This is a genomic window from Nonomuraea sp. NPDC004186 (assembly GCF_053603495.1).
Genome location: NZ_JBSGFQ010000065.1, coordinates 53,445 through 75,378 on the forward strand (window position 1 = coordinate 53,445; position 21,934 = coordinate 75,378).

General features: G+C 71.3%; 8 protein-coding genes. 5 read left to right on the top strand and 3 right to left on the bottom strand.

All coding sequences use genetic code 11. The features are described 5' to 3' along the window. The first annotated feature begins 103 nt into the window (after nt 1–103). From ACWEPL_RS40235 to ACWEPL_RS40255, 5 genes are all read left to right on the top strand, one after another. A complete protein-coding gene (locus ACWEPL_RS40235) occupies nt 104–13,438 on the top strand; it encodes a Tc toxin subunit A-related protein (RefSeq protein WP_452439269.1) in 13,335 nt (4,444 codons plus the stop codon). Between the two features lie 176 nt (nt 13,439–13,614). Then, a complete protein-coding gene (locus tag ACWEPL_RS40240) occupies nt 13,615–14,322 on the top strand; it encodes a TetR/AcrR family transcriptional regulator (protein ID WP_452439270.1) in 708 nt (235 codons plus the stop codon). Beyond that, nucleotides 14,319–14,519 (top strand): ferredoxin, encoded by a 201-nt coding sequence (locus ACWEPL_RS40245; RefSeq protein ID WP_452439271.1) that lies wholly within the window; start codon nt 14,319–14,321, stop codon nt 14,517–14,519. Before ACWEPL_RS40240 ends, ACWEPL_RS40245 begins: the two co-directional genes overlap by 4 nt. Before the next feature lies 1 nt (nt 14,520). Continuing rightward, nucleotides 14,521–15,792: a cytochrome P450 gene (locus tag ACWEPL_RS40250; RefSeq protein WP_350741654.1), complete on the top strand. Its 1,272-nt coding sequence runs from the start codon at nt 14,521–14,523 to the stop codon at nt 15,790–15,792. A gap of 83 nt (nt 15,793–15,875) precedes the next feature. Further along, the gene (locus ACWEPL_RS40255) at nt 15,876–18,119 is read left to right on the top strand and encodes a hypothetical protein (RefSeq protein ID WP_452439272.1); all 2,244 of its coding nucleotides are present in this window, start codon (nt 15,876–15,878) and stop codon (nt 18,117–18,119) included. A 113-nt stretch (nt 18,120–18,232) separates the two neighbouring features. Here the strand turns inward: ACWEPL_RS40255 and ACWEPL_RS40260 are convergent, their stop codons facing one another. From ACWEPL_RS40260 to ACWEPL_RS40270, 3 genes are all read right to left on the bottom strand, one after another. After that, a complete protein-coding gene (locus tag ACWEPL_RS40260) occupies nt 18,233–20,800 on the bottom strand; it encodes a family 78 glycoside hydrolase catalytic domain (protein ID WP_452439273.1) in 2,568 nt (855 codons plus the stop codon). 7 nt (nt 20,801–20,807) lie between these two features. Continuing rightward, nucleotides 20,808–21,635 (bottom strand): carbohydrate ABC transporter permease, encoded by an 828-nt coding sequence (locus ACWEPL_RS40265; RefSeq protein ID WP_363982296.1) that lies wholly within the window; start codon nt 21,633–21,635, stop codon nt 20,808–20,810. After that, nucleotides 21,632–21,934: carbohydrate ABC transporter permease (locus ACWEPL_RS40270; protein WP_452439274.1), on the bottom strand; the 303-nt coding region annotated here is incomplete at its 5' end. The genes ACWEPL_RS40265 and ACWEPL_RS40270, both read right to left, overlap by 4 nt.

Genomic DNA, 21,934 nt, shown 5'->3' on the forward strand with positions numbered 1-21,934 from the left:
TGTCGCCATATTCGTGGCGCGGTTTCTGCGCTTGTATCTGTGAGGGCGCGGGCCGCTCTGTGGAGTCGGTCCGGACTACACAGGCTTCTCTGAGGGGGGACGCATGGCGGGCAACGAGCCGATCCCGAGCTACGAGGAACTGTTCGACGACACGAATCTCGATCATCGGCAGGAGGACGAGGCCAGGACGGTCTACTCGCCGGGGGCCTATCTCGCGGATCTCCTGGGGCTGCTCGAGACCGTTCTGGAGCAGCCGTCGCTGCTCGGCGACGACCGGCGCGCCGACCTGAAGAGGGTCCTGCTGGACGGGGAGAACACCTTCGGCGAGGCTCCCTACCTGGACATCGTCATCGAGCTGCTGGAGAGGCTCGCCGGGGACCAGCCGTACGAGCGGATGCGGCAGCGGCTGAAGTACCCGTTCGGGATGCCGTTCTCGCTGGACGAGGAGCGCTTCAAGACCTACCTCCGGCACCTCAGGACCGGACCGGACGAGCTCTACCGGATCTTCGCTCCGGTGGCCGACGCCGACACGGTGGCCCGGCTGTTCCTGGGATTGTCCGCGGAGGCCGTCACGCATCTGACATCACCGGCGGACGAGGCGGGGATCAAGGCGTTCTACGGGCTCGCACCGCAGGATCCGCTGACCTCGCTAGCGGATGTGGAACGATTCAAGCAGACGACGGGCCTGTCGGCGCTGCAGTTGCGGGAGCTGCTCGGCGAGCCGGACGACCTCGTGCGCCCGCCCAAGGACTCGTACGTCAACCAGGGCAGCGAGCCGGTCACCATGTCGCCGGACGGCACGCGGCTGGAGGGGGCCACCTCCGGCTGGTACGACCGGATCAGCCGGATCGTCCGGCTGGCCAGGTGGACCGGGCTCGGCCTCAGCGACCTCGATCGCGTCCTGACCACGTGCTGCGGGGGCACGCTCGACGCGGCCGCGCTGCGGATCACCGCGCTCGCCGTGCACCTGCGGCAGGGCTACGACCTCACCGTCGACGCGGTGTGCGGGCTGGTGGCGGAGGTCGAGCCCGTGCCCGAGGAGCTGCCCGCCATGTCGGGCGACATCCTCGGCCCGCACAACAAGGAGTACCGCCGCAAGCTGGCCATCGGGATCGGGACCTCCGAGAGCGACATCGTGGAGACCGTGCGGCGCTACCGCGACCGCTACAGCGCCCTGGAGCCGAGCCCCTTCGACCGTGGTCCGATCGGGTCGTCACAGATCGCGCTGCTGCGGCGGACCGGCAGGCTGACCTCGGCGCTCGGCATGTCCGCAGGGGAGCTGTTCGACCTGCTGGGGGTGCTGGAGAGCGACCCGTCGCTGTGGCGGTATTCCACGTTCTCCCTCCTGGGCGGGGTCGAGCCGAAGACGCAGGACTGCTACCGCATCCTGGAGGGCGGCGACCCCGTCTCCGGCCTGTGGCTGGCCCAGACGCTGCTCGCGGTCGCCCGCTGGATGCAGGACGGCGGCTTCGGCGCCCAGGAACTGGCCGAGATCCTGGGGAGCGGGTCCAGTGGGTCCGGCGGGCCCGGCGGGCCCGGCGCGTCCGGCGGGGATGACCGGCTCGCGGTGCTGGAGGGCCTCGACCAGCGGTTCCAGGCGGTGGCCATGGAGCCGGCCATGTTCGAGGGCGAGCGCTTCGGGCCGCGGGCCGCGCAGGCCGTACACGACGTGCTGGCGACCCACACCGGCGCGGTGGTGTCGGAACGCGACGCCCGGCTGCTGCGCCTCGACCCGGACACGGTGGCCGTGGCCGCGCACGAGGCGGTCACCTCCCTCGGCATGATCGTCGACGACGACCTCATCGGACTGGGGCTCGGTGAGCGGCTGGCCGGCAAGATCCGTGCGCAGCTCGTCTTCAGCGGACGGCTGCGTGCCGACGGCACGCTCGTCACCGAGGGCATGCCCGAGACCGACTACGCCCTGAACCTGGAGCGGGACTTCGCGTCGTTCAAGGAGGCGCTGTTCAAGCTGATCAACAGCGTCGGCAACGGCACCTCGTCCTTCTATCCCTCCGATCTGGCCACGGTCGGCAACCTGTCCCAGGGCCAGCTCGACGAGCTGTACGACAACCTGATCTACCACGGGTACGTCGACGAGGAGGGCGCCGTCCAGGATCCGGCGTTCTTCGCCGACGAGGAGAATGTCGAGGCGTTCCGCGTCAACGCCGGCCTGTCCGACGTCGCCCCCGAGGTGCTCACCCTGCTGCGCCGGCGCATCGACGCCTTCCGCGCCGAGCCGCTCGTCCTCGACCCCGGGCTCCTCACGGGGCTGCGGCTCAGCGAGGCGCGGCTGGCCCGGCTGATGGACGGGCTGCGCTTCAACGGCTACATCGACGAGAACGGCCGCTATCTGAACAAGCAGGCGCTGGCCGCGCTCCGGCCCGCCGACTTCGCGCTGCCGCCGGAATTCCACCCGCACCGGAACGCCGTGCTCGACGCCGCGAAACGGCAGATCGGCGAGCTGGAGGCCGAGCTCTACACCTTCACCCCCGAGGACTTCACCGAGGTCGCGGACCTGGCGATGGCGCAGCGGGCAATGGCCGCGATGGAGGGCATCTATCTGAGCGACGGCTGGCCGGTCGCCGAGGTGGAGACGCTCGGCGACGGGTTCACCGCGGCCGAGACCGCCATCGTGGCCCGGCGGGTCGCCGAGTGCGCGCAGGACGAGCGGCCGTACCGGATCCACCTGGAGGCGCTGGGCGAGCTCGGCTTCGACGACGAGCAGCAGGGGCTGGTCGTCGAGAAGCTGATCGCGCAGGGACACCTCACCGACGGCCTGTCCGTGCCGCGCGAGGCGGTCCCCTTCTTCGCCAACCCGGCGAACGTCGTCAGCTTCGCCCTGCAGGGGCTGGAGGACTTCGAGCGGGACGTGTTCTTCCTGCTGCACGCGGTCGCCGTGGCGCTCGCCGAGGCGGTCGAGGAGGTGACCGCCACGCTGGAGAGCCGTGCCGGGCAGCAGCAGGAGGCGCTGACCTCCGCGCTGGCCGACGCGTTCGGGGTGCCCCAGGAGAGCGCCGCGGCGATCTGCGCGGGCGTCGCCGGCGGGCTGCCCGAGGCGATGGAGATCCTCATCCCGCCGGTCATCGCCGTCCCCCGGCGGCTGTCGGATCCGCACTTCCAGGCCGCCTACGAGCGCATCCGCCGCTTCGCGCTGCTGGCCGGCAAGCTCGGCATGGACGAGACCGAGGTCGCCGTCGCCTTCCACGACCAGGACCTGACCGGCAAATACCCCGAACCCCTGGCCCTGCCGCCGGGCGTCGACGTCGTCGACGCGGTGCTGCGCAGCTCCGACGGCCATATCTACGTGTTCGCCGGCGACGTCTACTGGGCCTACTCCGCCGACACGTACGCCCTGCTCGACCCCAGGTCCAAGGCGCTGACCGAGCTGTCGCCCCGGTTCACCGGGCTGACCCGGGTCGACGCCGCCTTCGCCTTCCCCGGCGGCGCCGAGGGGATCGTCGGTCGCGCCGTCGAGCGGAACGAGGGTGACGAGGTCCCCGAACGGGAGGTGTCGCGGCTGTTCGTCAAGGATCCGGGCAGCATCCGCTGGGCCCCCCGTGACCAGCTGTGGGGCAAGGTCAGGAACAACTTCGAGGCCCCGCGCCGGATCGACAGCGCGTACGTGGACGAGAACGGCAGAACCTACCTCTTCTGCGCCGACCAGTACATCCGATACTCGAGCCACGATTTCACGACAGTCGACGAGGGCTACCCGCGCGGCGTCGCCGAATGGTGGCAGGCCGAGGGCCACGACACGCCGCTGCCCGAGGCGTTCACCGGGGCGCTCGACGCGGCCTTCCAGGACGTGGACGGGCATGTCCACCTGTTCGCGGGCGGCCGCTACTTCGAGATCGGCGGGCAGGAGCAGCCGATCTCCGCCCGGTGGGGCCGCATCCGCAACGCCTTCGACGGCGCGCAGAGCCTCGACTGCGCGTTCACCGGCCCCGACGGCAGGACGTACCTGTTCCGCGGCAACCAGGTGGTCCGTTACACCGACAGCCTGGAGAACGACGGCGTGCGGGTGGACGACGGCTATCCGCGGCGGATCGAGACCGAGTTCGCCCGCCTGCCCGGCGAGTTCCACACCGGCGTCGAGGCGGCCTTCACCGAGCCCGTCTCGGGGATGGTGCACCTGTTCAAGGACGGCAGGACGGTCTCCTTCGCCGCCTCCGGCGGCGGCGTGCCGCAGCCGACGGCCGAGCGCTGGGGCAAGGTCGCCGACGTGCTGGCCGGTGGCGCCGTGGACGCCGGGCTCGTGGGCATGGACGGCAAGACCTACCTGTTCAGCGGCGAGAGGTACATCCGCTACTCCGGCGCCGACTACGCCGTCGTCGACCTCGGCTACCCGCGCAGGATCGCCGGCGACTGGGGAGGGCTGCGCAAGGTCGGCGCCGCCTTCGTGATGGACGGAAAGACGTACCTGTTCGGCCAGGGCGGCCACCTGTTCGACGTGCCGCTCGCCCAGGAGCCTGAGCTGAACGAGGGCCGCCTGTCGCCCGCGCTGCGCCGCCACTTCCTGGAGCACGGCCTGACCCTGGCCGAGAAGGCCACCGTCACCTCCGAGGGCACGGACGAGTACCGGACGTGGCACGTCGGCACCGAGCAGGGCATCGCGCTGACGCTCCGCAGGAACCCGCTGCACATCCAGGTGCACGCCGACGGCGGCGACTTCCACGTCCGCTACTCCACCAGGGACTACGCCACCCCGGACGCCGGCTACCCCAAACCGGTCTCCGACAACTGGTGGAACCTGCCCGCCTCGCTGGCCGACGACCCCCGCTTCGCGGTCATCGACGCGGTCTTCACCGACGGCACCGGCCGCACGTACCTCTTCGCCGGCAACAGCTTCGTGGTGTCCGACGCCCGGCACCGCTGGTGGTCGGAGCCGCGCACGATCGACGGCCACTGGGACAGCCTGCTGCCCTTCACCTGGGTGGACGCCGCCTTCGTCGGCAAGGACGGCCGGACCTACGTCTTCTCCGGCGACCGGTACATCCGCTTCTCCGGTGGCGACTACACCAGGGCCGACGACCGCTACCCGGCCTCGGTCCCGGCGTACTGGGGCAACGTGGTCAACAGGATCGCCCGGACGGGCCTGGTGGACGCCGCGCTGACCAGGACCGTGACGGAGGAGATCGACGGCAGGAAGGTGGACAACCACTACACCTACCTGTTCTCCGGCGACCAGTACGTGCGTTACCTGGGCACGGAGCTCGACCACGTGCAGGACGGCTATCCGGCCGCGCTGTCCGCGCTGTCGCGGGAGCCCGGGATGGCGGCCCTTGACGTCACGCTCGACGGCGTGGACGCCGCCTTCGCCGACCGCCGCAACGTCCACCTCTTCCGCGCCGGCCGCTGCCACATCGTGTCCGACGGCCTCTACCGCCGCTACGACGACGCCTCGTTGAGCGGGCTGAGCTGCGCCTTCCTGGAGGACGGCAAGCTGCTGGCGGAGGACGGGAACGGCTGGCGCCATCGCGCGGGCATCGAGGCCGTCGAAGGCTTCGGGTTCGCGCAGGAGACCGGTACGCCGCGGTCGCTGCGCGCGGCGCCGGAGGGGTTCCGGAACGGGCTCGACGCCGTGCTGCGCGGCGCCGACGGCACCACGTACCTGTTCAAGGGGCCGAACTGCGTCAACACGCGGCTGAACAGGCCGTACCTCCTCGCCGAGGAGTGGGGCAAGCCACGTAACACGATTTATCAGGACAACAAGGTGGACGCGGCGTTCGTCGGCCGGGACGGCAGGACGTACCTGTTCAGCGGCGACCAGTTCGTCGCCTACGCCGACCCCGGCCCCGCCGACACCGCCGCCCCCAACCCCGGCCTCACCATCGACGGCGAGCCACGGCTCATCTCCGAGCACTGGGGCGGCCTGGACGACGTCGCGCTCGCGTACGTGCGCGGCACGAAGACGTACCTCTTCGAGTCGCCCGACGAGGAAGGCCGCATGCGCTACCTCGTCTACTCCGGCACGGACTACACCGAGCCCGACGGCGAGCCGCAGCTCGCCGACGAGAGCTTCTGGCGGGTGCCCGAGCAGTACCGCATACCCGGACACCCCGTGCCCGACGCGGTGCTGTTCGCGGGCGACACCATGCTCCTGCTGCTCGGCGAGCACTGCGTGCAGTACGACGAGCGGGCCGGCGCCTGGTCCTACCCGCGCCCGATCGAGCGGCTCTGGCCCGGGTTCGAGCGCATCCTCGAATCCAGCCGGGAAGACGGTGACGCGCTGCGCACGGCGTTCACCGCGCCGGACGGCTCGACGTACTTCTTCCTCTCCGAGCAGTACTCCCGCCATGACGGGCACGACTTCGCCCCGCTCGCCGTCATCCGCGACCGGTGGGGCAGGTCGCCCAACCCGTTCGTGCCCGACGACGCGACCGCCAGGATCGACGCCGCCTGCGTCTTCGGCGACGACACGACGTTCCTGATCTCCGGCGACCGGTACGTCCGCTACACCGGCTCCGAATACCGTTACATCGATCCCGGTTACCCGAAGAAGATCGTCGGCAACCTGCGCCGGGAGGCGGCCTTCGCCAACCTGCCGGAGTCGTTCGACGACGCGGTCACCGGCCGCACGATCGACGCCGCCATCGCCAACGGCCGCACCGCCTACCTCTTCGCGGGCGGCTCCTGCCACGTCGTCTCCCGCGCCGCGACCGCCACCCGCGACCTCGCCGTCCTCGGCCGCGTCCGGAACAACCTCGTGGAGAGGGAGAAGGTGGACGCGACGATCGTCACCGGCGCGCACACCTACCTGTTCTCCGGCGACCAGTACGTCCGCTACACCGGCACCGAGTACGCGTACGCCGACGACGGCTACCCCCGCGCCATCCTCCCCGGCCTCGCCTTCGATCTGCGCATGCAGGACCCGCCCGCGGACTTCGCCGACGGCCTCGACGCGGCCTTCCGCACCCCGGGCCCCGCCGGCGTCGTCCACCTGATCAAGGGCGACCGCTGCCTGCGGGTCGGCGAACCGGCCGCGCAGCCTGTCAACGCCCTGTTCGGCAAGGTGCGCAACGCCTTCGCCGACGCCGGCCACCGGCTGATCGACGCCGCCTTCGCCGCGCCCACCGGCGAGCTGTACGCCTTCAAGGGCGAGCAGTACGTCCGTTACCGTCCGGGCGCGCTGGAGTTCGTGGAGGAAGGCCACCCCCGTACCGTCCGGGACGACTGGGGCGACCTGCCGGGCCGCTTCGAGTCCGGCGTCGACGGCGCCTTCGTCTTCGAGGACCGCACGTACCTGTGCAAGGGCGACGAATACGTACGCTACTCCCGCGGCTATCACGAGGTGGACCGCACCTACCCGCAGCGGTTCCGCTACCGCTGGGGCGGCACGGCCGACTACCGGCTGAGCGACGTGCACACGATCTCCAGGTTCATCGACCTCGCCCGCCGGCACCCGGACGGCCTGCCCGCCTTCCTGCTGGACCCGCCGGCCGTGGTGCAGGACCCGTACGCGTACCTGGGAGACCTGTTCGGCTGGGACGTCGACGAGATCAGGTGGGCCAAGCGCAACGCCGCGCTCCTGACCGCCGAACCCGAGGCCATCGCGGCCGCGGCGGTGAGCGCCGCACCGGTGCGGCTGGAGGAGGACCGCTTCGAGGTCGAGTTCCTGCTCCGCCTGGTCGAGCTGTTCACGCTCACCGACCGGATGGGGGAGGCCCCGTCCACGCTCTACACCGACGTGTGGCGGCCCGCCTTCGGCGACCCGACCGCCCTGGCGACCGCGAACACCGCCCTCTACGGGATCATGGAGCGCCTGTACACCGGCGAGTGGGAGGCGCTGTCGGCCGCCGTCCACGACGAGATCAACGTGCTCAAGCGCGACGCCCTCGTCTCGATCGCCCCGGGCACCCCGGGAGAGCTGTACGACCGGCTGCTGGCCGACGTCGAGATGGGCGGCCAGGGCCGCACCTCAAGGGTGCGCGAGGCCATCGCCGCCGCCCAGCTCTACGTGCACCGCTACCTGCTCGATCTGGAGCGGGTGACGGTCCCGGACGGGCGGGACCCGGAGGAGACCAGGCGGCGGATCAGGACCTGGTGGGCCTGGCTGAAGAACTACCGCCTGTGGGAGGCCAACAGGAAAGTCTTCCTCTACCCGGAGAACTACCTGCGCCCCGAGCTGCGCGGCTCCAAGACGCCCGCCTTCCGCGCCCTGGAGGACGACCTGCTGCAAGGCGAGATCACCCAGGAGAAGGTGGAGCAGGCCTACAAGCGCTACCTCGACGAGTACACCGAGGTCTCCAGGCTCTCGATCGCCGGCGGTTACGTCTACCGCGCGGACGGCGCCGAGGCCGGCGTCCGGCGGCTGGTGCTGTTCGGCCGGACCAGGACCGAGCCGAGGCGCTACTACTGCCGCGAGGCGGAGTTCAGGGACGACGGGCGCCTGTCGGCCACCTGGGAGCCGTGGCTGAAGGTCGACGCGCAGGTCGAGGCCGAGATCGTCTACCCGGTGCACGCCTTCGGCCGCATCTTCGTCTTCTGGCCCACGGCCGAGGCGGTCGCGCCCGAGCCCGGCGCCCAGACCACGCTCACCGAGCAGCAGAGCGGCGACAACCGCACGCTCACCCCGCCGCCGCCCAAGTACCGCGTGCGCGTCAACTACTCCTTCCGCAACCTCAACGGCGAATGGGTGCCCTCGCAGGTCCTGCCCCTGGAGGACGTGCTGGACGCCCCCGTCGACGCCGTCAGCCTGTACGTCCAGGCGTCCGCCACCGTGCCGGTGCCGGACGGCGGCACGCACGACACCATCCTGATCACCTGCACCTACACGGTCGCCAAGCCGGAGGGCCCGCAGAAGGTGCAGTCGGCGTTCGCGCTGACCCCCGAGCTGTACGCCATCCGCGCCGAGGGCGTGCCCGAGCCGGTGCGGCCGTCCCGGCTGGAGCAGATCTTCGGCGAGCCCATCGAGGAGTCCAAGGTCGTCCAGCTGACCCTGCCGGCCGGGGCCGAGAGCGACCCGTGGATCAGCGTCGACCACAAGGGCGGCAGCTTCCTGTGCCGGCCGATCGCCCCGGAGGGCAGCGGCGAGGAGCCGCGGCAGCTGAGCGGCAATCCTGACAAGCTGCCGGTGTGGTCCCCGATCCACGCCGCGGTCGAGCTGCCCGGCGGCGTCAGGTACTTCTTCAACAACACCGGTGAGAGCGGCTCCGGTCCCTACTACGTGGAGGTCTCCGCGACCCGGACGACCGCCACCCGCCTCAGCAAGCCGCTGACGGCCGAACGCTGGGGACACGTCCCCACCCCCCTGTACAACGACAAGGCCGGGGTCGACGCGGCCATCGTCAAGGACGGGTTCCTCTACCTGTTCTCCGGCGCGTACTACTACCGCTACTCCGGTGCCCCCTTCGGCAGGATCGACGTGGGCTATCCGAAGCTGATCAACGGCAACGAAGAGGGTTTCCCGCAGTGGGACAAGGTGGACGCCGCCGCCGTCGACGCGAACGGCGTGGAGTACTACCACTCGGCCGGACAGCACCTGTGGATGCGCCGCACCAGTCCCGGCAATCCTCTGGAGACCTTCCAGCCGCCGTGGGCGATCGGCAACACGCCGGTGGGGGCGCTCCTGATCCGCGGCGACGACGTCTTCCTCGTGAACGGCGACTCCTACCGGCGCGGGGACAGCCAGAACGAGCGCCCGATCCAGCTGCGGGGCAACAAGGACGGCCTGCCGCAGTCCGGCCCCGTCAGCGCCCCCTTCCGCCACGGCGAGAGCGTCTACTTCTTCAACAACGACACCCACACCTACCTGTCCATCACCCGCGAGGAACCCGGCAAGGGCCGGGGCCAGTCCGGCAACGGTTCCAGGGAATACGTCCAGAGCGAGCCGTCCCCCATCAAGCCCCTGGGCGTGGCCAGGACGGCCGTCACCGACGAGGGCGTCGACGCGGCCTACGTCGTCCCCGGCACCGGCGGCAAGGACGCCACGTTGTTCCTCGCCAGGAACCTCGAGTACGTCCGCTACACGCTCAAGGGCGGCGAGGTGGCCGCTCTGGCCGACCCCGGCTACCCCAAGCCCATGAGCCGCCGCGTCCGGGCCGTCTTCCAGCGCTCGGGCCTGCGCTACGTCTTCAGCGACCAGGACTACACGGTGCTGCGGCCCGGCGAAGAGCTGGCGTCCATGAAGGAGTTCTCCCCGGTCAGCGGCAACTGGGGCGGCCTGCCCGACGGCTGGGAGACGGGGCTGGACGGCGTGCTCGACAGCACCGACCTCTATCTGTTCCTCGGCTCCACGTACGTCACCTACCCCTCGTCGGTGAAGGTCCAGCGGCCGTACGAGATCGCCGCGCTGCCGCACGAGGTCATCAGGCTCACCTCTAGCACGGCGTACAGGCTGAACAAGGCGCTGCTGGAGGGCGGCGTGCCCGCGCTGCTCGCGCCGGAGATCCAGGAGCTCGACGAGCTGCCGTCCTTCAGCACGCGAGTCTCCGACGCCACCACGATCATGGTCACCGAGTCGACCGCGGAGCAGGGAGTGCCGGCCGGCACGCACCTGGACTTCAACAGCGGCAACGGCATCTACTACTGGGAGGTCTTCTTCCACGCTCCCACGCTCATCGCCCAGGCGCTCAACGCCGCCCAGCGCTTCGACGACGCCCGCACCTGGTACGAGTACGTCTTCGACCCCACCATGCCGCGATACTGGCGCTTCCTGCCGTTCCTGGCGGCGGACGTCGAGGCGCTGGTCCAGAGCTGCCGCCACGACCTGGCCGAGCTCGCCGGCCGAGGGGCCGACGTGAGCAAGCCGGCCGCCGACCTGGAGGCGATCCTGGTCAAGGTGGAGCCGATGGCCCCCGCCTTCCAGCACCAGCGCGAGCTGAGCCAGGCCGAGAAGGACTACCTCGCCGAGCTGCCGTCCGGCGGGCCGTCGACCGCCGGGGTGCCGCCGATCGAGGAGGCGCTCAACGCGCTGGAGGCGCCGCCGGGGGCCGGGCCGGCGCTGAAGGGCCTGCTGGAACGCATCGCCCTGCTCGGCCGGCTGCGCCAGCAGTACGACCTCATGGGCGACCGGGCCGCGCTGCTGAAGGCGTACCTGGAGGATCCCTTCGACCCGCACGCCATCGCCGAGCTGCGTCCGCCGGCCTACCGGCGCGCGGTCGTGATGGCGTACGTCGACAACCTGCTCGACTGGGGTGACCTGCTCTTCAGGCAGTACACCGCCGAGAGCGTCGACGAGGCCAGGATGCTCTACATCTTCGCCTACGACCTGCTCGGCGAGCGGCCGCCCGAGGACCTCGGCCCGCGGGCCCTCACGCCCGCGCTCACCTACGAGGAGCTGCGCCGGGCGCCCGAGGACGATGGGCTTCCCGAGCTCACCGCGGGCGGCGCGATGCTGGAGAAGGCGGGTGAGGTGCACGCCAGCGTCGCGGGACCGTACTTCCACGTCCCCGCCAACGGCGTCTTCCTGGAGTACTGGGACCGCGTCGAGGACCGGCTGCGCAAGATCCGGGCCTCGCTCGACATCATGGGAGTCAGCCGGCCGTTGCCGCTGTTCGAGCCGCCGGCCGACGTGATGGCGCTGGTGCGCGGGGCGGCGGCGGGAGCCTCGCTCGACCGGCTCGCCGCCGCCGCGACCCTGCCGGTGCCGCACTACCGCTTCTCCTCCGTCTTCCGCAAGGCGCAGGAGCTGGTGGACAAGCTGCGGCAGTTCGGCGGCGACCTGCTCAGCGTGCTGGAGCGCCGCGACTCCGAGGAGCTGGCGCTGCTCAACAACCGGCACGAGGGCACGATCCTGGCCCTCACCCGCGCCGTGCGCGAGGCGGAGGTGGAGATCGCCGCCCAGGGCCTGAGCGAGGTGCAGGTCAGCGAGCAGGGCGCGCAGAACCGCGTCGACCACTACGAGGGGCTGATCGCCGCCGGGCTGACGCCGCTGGAGCAGGCGCAGCTCGGCATGATGTCCGCGGCGGTGGTCGCCCACGTCGTCGCGACCGGTTTCCAGGCCGGCGCGGCCATCGCCTCGGGCCTGCCGGACGTCCTGCTGGGCCTGTTCATCATGGGCACCAAGCTGGGCCGCGAGCAGGTGACGGAGGCCCTGGAGCACGGCGGCGAGGCCTCGTCGTCGGCGGCCGAGGCGCTGAACGTCATCGGCGAGCTGCTCGGCATCCGCGCCGAGCAGGAGCGGATGGCGGGCGACTGGGCCTTCCAGCTCGCCGTCGCCCGCAACGACGTGGAGCAGCTCGGCCACCAGGTGAAGGCAGCCGAGTTCCGGCTCAAGGCCGCCCAGCGCGAACTGCAGATCCTGGATCAGCAGATCGCCAACCAGGAGGCCGTCGGCGCCTTCATGACCGGCAAGTTCACCAATCTCCAGCTGTACCAGTGGATGTCGGGGCGGCTGGCCGGGCTGTACTTCCAGACCTACTCGATGGCGTACGACATGGCGCGCTCCGCGCAACGGTCCTTCCAGTACGAGCGGGGCGTCCCCGAGGGGCAGGCCGACTACATCCAGCCGCTCTACTGGGAGAGCCGGCGCAACGGCCTGCTCGCCGCGGAAAGCCTGGGGCTGGACCTGGAGCGGCTGGGCAAGGCGTGGCTCGAGAGCGACCGCCGCGGCCTGGAGATCACCAAGAAGGTGTCGCTGCTGGCGCTGGACCCGGTGGCCGCACTCGGCCTCCGCACCACCGGCCGCTGCGAGTTCGCCCTGACCGAGGCCCTCTTCGACCGCGACTTCCCCGGCCACTACCGCCGGCGCGTCAAGACGGTGTCGGTCACCTTCACCGGCCCGGAGGGGCCGATCGCTCTCAACGCCGTGCTGACCCAGCTGGACAGCAGGACGGTGCTCGCGGCCGATCCCAAGGCCGTCAAGTACCTCCTCGACCCCAAGGGCCCGATGCCGGCGACGTTGCGCGCCGACTGGCGCGGCGGACAGCAGATCGCACTGTCGGACCTGGAGGAGTACAAGGACAACAACGGCCTCTTCGACCTTCGCTACGACGACGAGCGTTACCTTCCCTTCGAGGGCACCGGCGCGGTCTCCCGGTGGCGCCTGGAGCTGCCCTCCGGCGGCGCCCCGCAACTCCTGGACGTCACCGTCACCGTGAAGTACTCCGCCGAACAGGGCGGTGAGCTCTTCGCCGGCGCGGTCAAGGGCATGCTCAAGCCCTATGCCACGGCTCGCTATTGCGACATCCCGGCGGAGTTCCCCGAAGAGTGGTCGACGTTCGTCGACGGCTCCGACGACACGCTGACCCTTCCGTTCACCCCGGACATGTTCCCCGGCATGACCGGCCGCGCCATCACCGGCGTGTACGCCCTGTACTCGCCGGCCGGTGACGGATCGGCCCGCTTCCTCCTCAACGGCGAACGACGCCTGACCCTCAACGAGGGCAAGCTCCTGCCGACCCCCGGCCTCACCGCCGGGACCTGGCGTCTGGTCCTGGAAGGCGACAAGTCCGCTCTCGAGGGTCTCGGCCTGATCCTGTCCTACCGCGCCCGCTAGCGGGCTCTCCCGTGCCCCCGGCCAGTCCTGGTCGGGGGCACGGGCCATACCGCGTCCCGCCGCCGCGCCCCCGGCACGTCCGGACCAAGAAGCGTGACCGGCCGCATGGGCCCAGACGCTCAGACAGCGACCGGGGCGTGCTTGACGTATCAAATGAACAATCTTTAAATTCACTCATGGGTCGCATCGCGGGCGTCACGGCCGCCGAGACGCGTGAGCGGTTGCTGAAGGCGGCCGCCGAGGTGTTCGCCGCACGCGGGTACGACGGCACGCGCGTCGCCGACATCGCCGCCGCCGCCGGGGTGAGCAACGGCGCGCTGTACGCGCACTTCGGTTCCAAGGCGGAGCTGCTCGTCGCCGCGCTGCGCGCCCACGGGCGGCGGATCCTGGCGGGCCTGTTCGCCGCCGACCCCGATCGGTCGGCCGCGGAGCTGCTCCTGGTTCTCGGGCGACGGCTGCCGCGGCCCCGTGAGGCTCCCGGTTACCTCGTCGTGGAGGCGCTGGTCGCGGCCAGGCGGGACGAGGACGTCGCCCGGCCGATGCGTGACTACGTGGGGGAGCGGGCCGACTGGATCGCCGAGCTGGTACGCACGGGCCAGGGAGACGGAGAGCTGGACCCCGGATTGTCGCCGGACGCGCTGGCCCACTTCTGCCTGCTGCTGGCGATGGGCAGCGCGCTCATCACGCCGGACCTGCACGCCGTCGACGACGCCGAGTGGTCGGCGCTGCTGACCCGCGTCGTGGCCGCCATCGCCCCACCGGACGGAGCGGAGAACCCGCCCAACATCCCACCGGACGGAGCGGAGAACCCGCCCAACACCCCACCGGACAGAGCGGAAGACCCGCCCATCGCCCCACCAGAGAGAGCGGAGAAGCCGCAGTGAAAGTACAGATCGATCCCGGGCGCTGCCAGGGACACGGCCGCTGCTACGACCTGGCCCCGGGCCTGTTCGGCGAGGACGGCGAGGGCTACGGGCAGGTCGTCGGCGACGGCGTCGTGCCGCCGGGGGAGGAGTCGGCGGCGCGCCTGGCGGTGGCCAACTGTCCGGAGCGGGCGATCGACCTCGAGGAGGAGGCGTGAGATGACCGTTGACGACCGTTTCAGCCAGGACTTCCGGGGCACGGGAGACGACCCGCCCCTCGGCACGCGCAACGAGATCGTCACCGGCCCGGTGTCCGACTGGGCGACCGACTTCTCCCACCTGGAGCCCGAGTGGGCCGCGGACCCGTACCCCATCCAGGACGAGCTGCGGCAGCGCTGCCCGATCGCGCACACCGACCGCTTCGGCGGCGGCTGGCTGCCGACGCGGCACGAGGACGTGGCGGCCATCGCGTACGACACCGAGCGCTTCTCCTCGCGCTCGATCATCATGAGCAACTTCCGGCCGCCCCGCGAGGTCGCGCCGATCGGCGGCTCGCCGCCGATCTCCTCCGACCCGCCGTTCCACCACGACGCGCGCAGGCTGCTGCTGCCGGCGTTCACCAAGACCGCCGTCGCCAGGCGGGAGGCGTCGACGCGGGCGCTCTGCCATGAGCTCATCGACGGGTTAGCCGGCCAGGACGTGGTGGACGCGGCCCGCGACTACGCCCAGCACATCCCGATGCGGGTCATCGCCGACATGCTCGGCTTCCCGCCCGAGGACGGGCCCCGCTTCCGCGAGTTCATCGAGAACGCGCTCGAAGGCGTGAACCGGCCGGCGGAGAAGCGCATGGAGGGGATGGAGCAGCTGTTCGACTACCTGCTCGTCCAGATCCGCGACCACGTGGACCACCCGCGCGACGACCTGACGACCTACCTCGTCGACGCCGAGCTGTACGGGCGGAAGCTGGAGTCCTCGCACGTGGCGGGGACGATGGCGCTGCTGCTGATCGCCGGGATCGACACCACGTGGAGCGCGATCGGGGCGTCGCTGTGGCATCTGGCCAAGACGCCGCGCGACCGCGAGCGGCTGGTGGCCGAGCCCGAGCTGCTGCCGGCCGCGATGGAGGAGCTCCTGCGGGCCTACGCGCCGGTCACCATGGCGCGGCTGGTCAAGGAGGACATGCGCTGGAACGGCGTCGACATGAAGGCCGACGACTGGGTCCTGCTGTCGTTCCCGGCGGCCAACCGCGACCCGGAGCAGTTCGACCGGGCAGGAGAGGTCGTCATCGACCGCGAGGTCAACCGGCACGCCGCCTTCGGCCTGGGCATCCACCGCTGCGTGGGCTCCCACCTGGCCCGCATGGAGCTGCGGATCGCCCTGGAGGTGTGGCTGGAGCGCATCCCGGTCTTCGGCCTCGACGACCCGGCGGCGGTCACCTGGGCCACGGGCCAGGTCCGCGGCCCGCGTACGCTCCCGCTCCGCATCGGCTGACCACCGATACTTGATCATCTTCGGGGTGGCTCGCTAGGGTTGGGCGCCTTTGCCCGGTCCGAACCGCCCCCCGAGGATGTCCCGTGCGCCGCTACCGTTTCGGCCGGATCGCCGCGCCGCTCGCCCTCGCCTACGCGGCCCTGGTCGTCGCGCTCGGCGTCGTCGCGCTGGTCACCCGCGACCCCGCGCTGCTGCGGCGGCTGGTCGTGGGGGAGTGGGACCCGCGCGAGGTTCCCTTCGTCTGGTGGGCGGAGCTCCTGGTCGTGGCGGCCGGGCTGCTGCAGGGCTGGGCCTACTGGCAGGCGCTGCGCGGGCGCGCCGCCGGAGCGCTGACCGGCAGGGGCAGGCGGGTCGCGCTGCTCCGAGCGGCCCTGTACGCCGGCCTCGCCGTGACGTTGGTCGTCCGGCTCCCGATCCCGTACGCATGGTGGACGGGCGTGCTCGGCGGCCTGCTCCAGCTGCTTGTCGTCTGGCTGTTTCCGCTGGTCCTCGCCCCGGTGCTGTCCCGGGCGTGGCGGCTCCTCGCGCTCGTGGCGGGCACGCTCAGCGCCGTCTCGCTGATCGCCACCAGCATCGCCTACTGGTTCGACCTGGCTGCCCTCGTGAGCATCGGCTCGTTCGGCGGGCTGGACGAATTCATCTGGGTCCTGTGGATGGTGCCGATCCTGGTGGGCCAGGCCAGGGATCCGCGCTGGAGCCGGACCACGGTGTGGACGGGCGCGATCTCGGGGGCGATGTCGTTCATGTCGCCGTCGTCGTACTCGTACATGCTGCTGTACGACGAGATCAACTATTCCCTGCTGTACCACAGCCTCCTGGGCGCGGCGAGCGTCTTCGGCATGGTGTGGGACGCCCGCTCCGCCCACGAGCTGGCCAACCCGATCCCGCAGTCGCCCCTGGTCCGGCCCGCGCCCGAGCGGGTGGCGGCGCGGCCCTGGCCGTTCGCGGCCGTGGCCGTCGTGCTCCCGCTCGTCCCCGCGGCCGTCAATCTCGCGCAGGGCTCGGTGCTGTGGATCGGCCCCAGGGGCGTGATCGAGAGGTTCCTGCGCGAGGAGACGGGCGCCGGCGCGATCATGACGTGGTTCGCCTTCGACGTGCTCGTCGGCGTGGGCGCGCCCGCCGCGCTGATCCTGGTCGCGGTCGTCCGCAGGACCCGGCCGCTGCTGCGCGCCACGGTCAACACCCTGGCGCTCGCCGCCGTGATCGGCGCCGTCTCCTTCCTCACGTACGAACCCGACCCGGGTGAGGAGTCCCTCTCCCACGGGATGCTGATCTACCCGGAAGCGCTGCTGGGCAGGGGTGAGGACGGCGGGTTCCGGTTCGGGGTCTCGCCGCTGTGGTACGGCGCCGCGCTCGCCGCGTCCGCCCTCCTCCTGACCCTTTTGTACGGCGCCGCCCCGAAGCGCCGCCCCCTGCACCACCTGCTGGCCGTGGCCGCCGCCTTGTGCGTCGTCCCGGCCGCCGACCTGGCGCGCGGTCCCGTCACCACGGCCGAGGACTGCTCGCCGCGCGACTCCTGGGAGTACGACGAGGAGCCCCCGCCGCCGACGGGCGAGCGGGCGTTCGTGTGCGCGGTACGCGCCGGCCGTACGTTCGCCGCCACCACCCCCGACCAGGTGCTGCTCGCCCACGGCCGCCGCCTGTGCGACGCCTACACCCGCGACGACCGGCGGGAGCTGGCCCGCCTAAGGGTGAACGCCGAGAGCCTGGCCTCGACGCTCGCCGGGATCTGCCCGCGCGCCGACGCGACGATCAAGGCCGAACGCGCCGCCGCGGACCGGGAGTTCGAGGAATGGGAAGCGGAGGAACAGCGCAAATGCGACGCGGCCCCGCGCCACCGCCCCCTCGTCCCGCCCGCCCGATCCTCCGTCCTCAAGAAGCCCGAGTGGCCGGAGGGAGGTCTGGAGATGTACGACGAGACGGACCACGGCGAGGACCCGGCCGAGGTCTACGCCAAAGCCGTGGACAACGGCCTGGTCGGGAGCGGCCCCGGCCACCTGGTCGTGACGACCCACTCCGACTCCCACGTCTGCGTCACCCTGGAGACCTACACCCGCCGCCCGCCCGTGGAGACCAAGGGCTGGGACCAGGTGGTGGAGGTCGGCTACCTGAGCTCGTCCGGGCAGATGGTGCTGTCGGACGGCCTCAGCGGCACCGAACTGCCCGACCTGTCCCTCTACGGCCGCAAGGGCCACTACCGCATCCGGGTGCACTTCGCCTGGGTCCCCTGGAAGGGCGACAAGTACGGCACCCAGCGGCTGCTGATCATGGCCTACCCGGCGAACGGCGACAAGGTCGTCTCCTATCGCAAGCCAAGCGGAAGCTGAACGGATACCCGACATCCGCGTGGCCGGCCTCCAGACACAGCGTCCGAAGAGGGAGGAACTGGAGCAGCACGGGCTGGTGGCGGTAGACCCCGCCACCAGCCCGGCATCGAGGGTCACATCGTCGTGGTGAACGTGTGGGTCCCGGCGCCCACCTCCTGCGGGATGGCGCCCGGCAGGTCCACCTCGGCGACCGTCCCCGGGGGCACGGTCGCCGTGACCGTGAGCGTCTCGCCGTCCCGCTCCCACGAGACGGCCGCCAGGCCGTACGGGGTGTCGAGGCGGGCCGAGGCGTGCGTGAGGTCGCCGCCCGGCCGGGGCGCGACGCGCAGGCGGCGGTAGCCGGGGGCGGCCGGGGCGAGCCCGGCCACGGTGCGGTGCATCCAGTCGGCCACCGCGCCGAGCGCGTAGTGGTTGAACGAGGTCATCTCACCGGGGTTGACCGAGCCGTCGGGCAGCAGGCTGTCCCAGCGCTCCCAGATCGTCGTCGCGCCCATCGTCACCGGGTACAGCCAGGACGGGCAGTTGCGCTGGAGCAGCAGCCGGTACGCCGTGTCGTACGCCCCGACCGAGCAGAGCGCGTCGCAGATGAGCGGCGTGCCGACGAACCCGGTGCCGATGCGGTGGTCGTCCTGGCCGACCAGCTCGACCAGGCGCCGCCCGGCCCGCTCCCGCTGCTCGGCCCCGTCCAGCAGGTCGAAGGTCAGGGCCAGCGCGTAGGCGGTCTGGGTGTCGCAGGCCAGCCGCCCCGACGGGGTGACGAACTCCCGGCGGAACGCCTCGCGCACCTCCCGCGCCAGGGCCGCGTAGTGCCCGGCGTCGGAGTCGTGACCCAGCAGGGCCGCCGTCTCGGCCAGGACCGCGGCGGTGTGGGCGTGGTAGGCGGTGGCGACGAGCGCGTGGTCGGTACGGGCCCTGCCGGGGTCGTCCGGCGGCGCGGCCGGGTCCAGCCAGTCGCCGAACTGGAAGCCCTCGTTCCACAGGTGGTCGTCGCCGGCCAGCCCGTCCACCTGGTCCACCCACGCCTTCATGCTGGCGTACTGCCGGCGCAGCAGCCCGAGATCGCCGAAGCGCTGGTAGAGCGTCCACGGCACGAGCACCGCGGCATCTCCCCACGCGGCGGTCGGCGAGTTGCCGAACAGCAGCGGCACCCACGGCACGTAATGCGGCACGGTGCCCTCCTGGACCTGCTCGACGGCCAGGTCGGCGAGCCAGGACGCCAGCGGGCCCGAGCAGTCGTAGAGGAACGCGGCGGCCGGTGCGAAGACCTGGATGTCGCCGGTCCAGCCGAGCCGCTCGTCGCGCTGGGGGCAGTCGGTGGGCAGGTCGACGTAGTTGCCGCGCATGCTCCACACGACGTTGTCGTGCAGCCGGGACAGCAGCGGGTCCGAGCAGGTGAAGTCGCCGGTCCTGCGCATGTCGGTGTGGCAGACCACGGCCACGACGTCGGAGGCCGGGTCCAGCTCGCCGGGCCAGCCGTCGATCTGCGCGTAGCGGAAGCCGTGCGTGGTGAAGCGCGGCTCCCACTCCTCCGGTCCGTCGTCGCCGCGCAGCGTGTACTGGTCGAGCGCGGCGGCGTCGCGCAGCGGGCGGATGGCCAGCCCGCCGTCCTCCAGGACCTCGGCGTGCCGGAGCGTGACGGTGTGCCCGGCCGGGCCCTGGACGCGGATGCGCAGGCGGCCGGCGATGTTCTGGCCGAAGTCGAGGATCGTCTCCCCGTCCGGCCCGGTCAGCGTCTCCACCGGCGCCAGCGTCTCGATGCGCCGGACCGGCGGGCCCGTCGGCGCGACGAGCAGGGCCGGGTCGTGCGGGAGGGAGTCGGCGGGCAGCCAGGCCGCGTCGTCGAAGCCGGGGCCCGACCAGCCGGACGGCAGCAGGCGGGCGTCGTACTTCTCGCCGTCGTACAGGCTGGCGGCGGTGACGGGCCCGGTCGCGCAGCGCCAGCTCCCGTCGGTGGTCAGCACGTCGGTGGTGCCGTCGGCGTAGGCGATCTCGAGCTGGGCGATGAGCGCGGTACGGTCGCCGTACAGGTCGCTCTTGCCGCCCCGGAAGCCGATCCGGCCTCGATACCAGCCGTCGGCGAGGGTGGCGCCGATGGCGTTGGCGCCCTCGGTCAGCAGGCCGGTGACGTCGTGCGTGCGGTAGCGCAGGCGGTGACCGTAGCTGGTCCAGCCGGGCGCCAGGACGTCGTCGCCCACGACGTGGCCGTTGATCTCGGTCTCGTGGACGCCGTGGGCGGTGACGTACAGGCGGGCCCGCTCGATCGGGCCGCGGACGGTGAAGTCGCGGCGCAGCAGCAGCGCGGGGCCGTCGGGGAGGCCCAGCAGCTCCAGCGGAGGCGCCGCCGCGCCTGCCGTCCAGTCGGCCGGCTCCAGCAGCCCGGCCTCCGCCCATGACCAGGGGCTCCAGTCGCTGACCGAGCCGTCGCGGCCGTGTACGCGCACCCGGGCGCCGCGCCGTTCGCGCGAGCCGAGTTCGCCGCCCGGCCAGGGCACGAGCACCGACTCCGCCGACTCGACCCGGCCGGGGGCCGTGCCGTCGCTGAGCTCGATCTCGTACGCCTGCTGCCGCCAGCCGGGGAGTTCGGTGGCGACGGTCCACGACAGACGCGGAGCGCTTTCGCCGATGCCGATGGGGTCGTGGTGGTGTTCGAAGACGGGCGCTTCGACATGCACGAGGGTCACGGGTCTCCTAGCCCTTGATGGCACCGGCGGTCATGCCGGCGACGATCTTGCGGTTGAAGAAGATGAAGAGCAGCAGCGGTGGGATCGTGATCAGGACGATGTCCATGAACAGCAGGTTCCACTGGGTGTTGTACTGGCTCTGGAAGTTGTAGAGGGTCACCTGCACGGTGGCGTTGTCGTCGCCGGGGGTGAAGTAGAGCGGGTTGACGAAGTCGTTGAAGATGGCCACCGAGGTGGTCAGGACCACGGTGATGGTGACCGGCTTGAGCAGGGGGAAGATCACCCGGAAGAAGAGCGCGAGCCCGGTGCAGCCGTCGATCTGGGCGGCCTCGTCCAGCTCGCGCGGGATGGCCGCGATGAACGCCCGGAACAGCAGCACCGAGTACGCCATGTGGAAGGCCACCTCGATGAGGATCAGCCCCGGCAGGGTCTTGAACAGGCCGAGCGCCTGCAGCAGCCAGATGGTGGGCACGATCGCGGGCGGGATGATCAGCCCGGTCAGCACCAGGAAGTTGGCCACCGAGCCGAGCTTGCCCGTGCGGCGCTGCAGCACGAACGCGGCCATGGAGGCGAACACGACGATCAGCACGACCGACGCGACGGTCAGGACGGTGCTGTTGACGTAGGCGCGCAGCAGCACGTAGTCGCGGGCCTCGATCACGTCCACGAAGTTCTGCACGATCGGCCAGTTGGCCGGCCAGGCGAAGTCCAGGTCGGTGGCCTGCGTCTGGTCCTTGACCGCGGTCAGCAGCATGAGCGCGAACGGGATCAGGAAGATCACCCCGGCCAGCACCAGCGCGATCGCCTCGGCACCGAGCCTTCTCAGCGCGGTCATGCGGGCACCTGCCTTTTGCCGAGGAAGTAGTTGAGCGGGACGACGATGGCGGTGACCACGACGAACAGCAGCACGTTGCCGGCGGTGGACAGGCCGAAGAAGCCGGCCTGGTACTGCTTGTAGATGATCGAGGCGATGGTGTCGCTGGTGAAGCCGGGCCCGCCGCGCGTCATCGTCCAGATCAGGTCGAAGGAGCGCAGGCCGCCGATGAACGACAGGATGATCACCGAGTACGTGGCCGGCCAGGACAGGGGCAGGGTGACGTGGCGGAAGCGGTGCCAGGCCCCGCCGCCGTCCAC

Excerpts from the sequence above, each read along its gene's own strand:
- ACWEPL_RS40250 (WP_350741654.1), top strand. The coding sequence starts at position 14,521 with ATGACCGTTGACGACCGTTTCAGCCAGGACTTCCGGGGCACGGGAGAC.
- ACWEPL_RS40265 (WP_363982296.1), bottom strand. The coding sequence starts at position 21,635 with ATGACCGCGCTGAGAAGGCTCGGTGCCGAGGCGATCGCGCTGGTGCTG.
- ACWEPL_RS40240 (WP_452439270.1), top strand. The coding sequence starts at position 13,615 with ATGGGTCGCATCGCGGGCGTCACGGCCGCCGAGACGCGTGAGCGGTTG.
- ACWEPL_RS40235 (WP_452439269.1), top strand. The coding sequence starts at position 104 with ATGGCGGGCAACGAGCCGATCCCGAGCTACGAGGAACTGTTCGACGAC.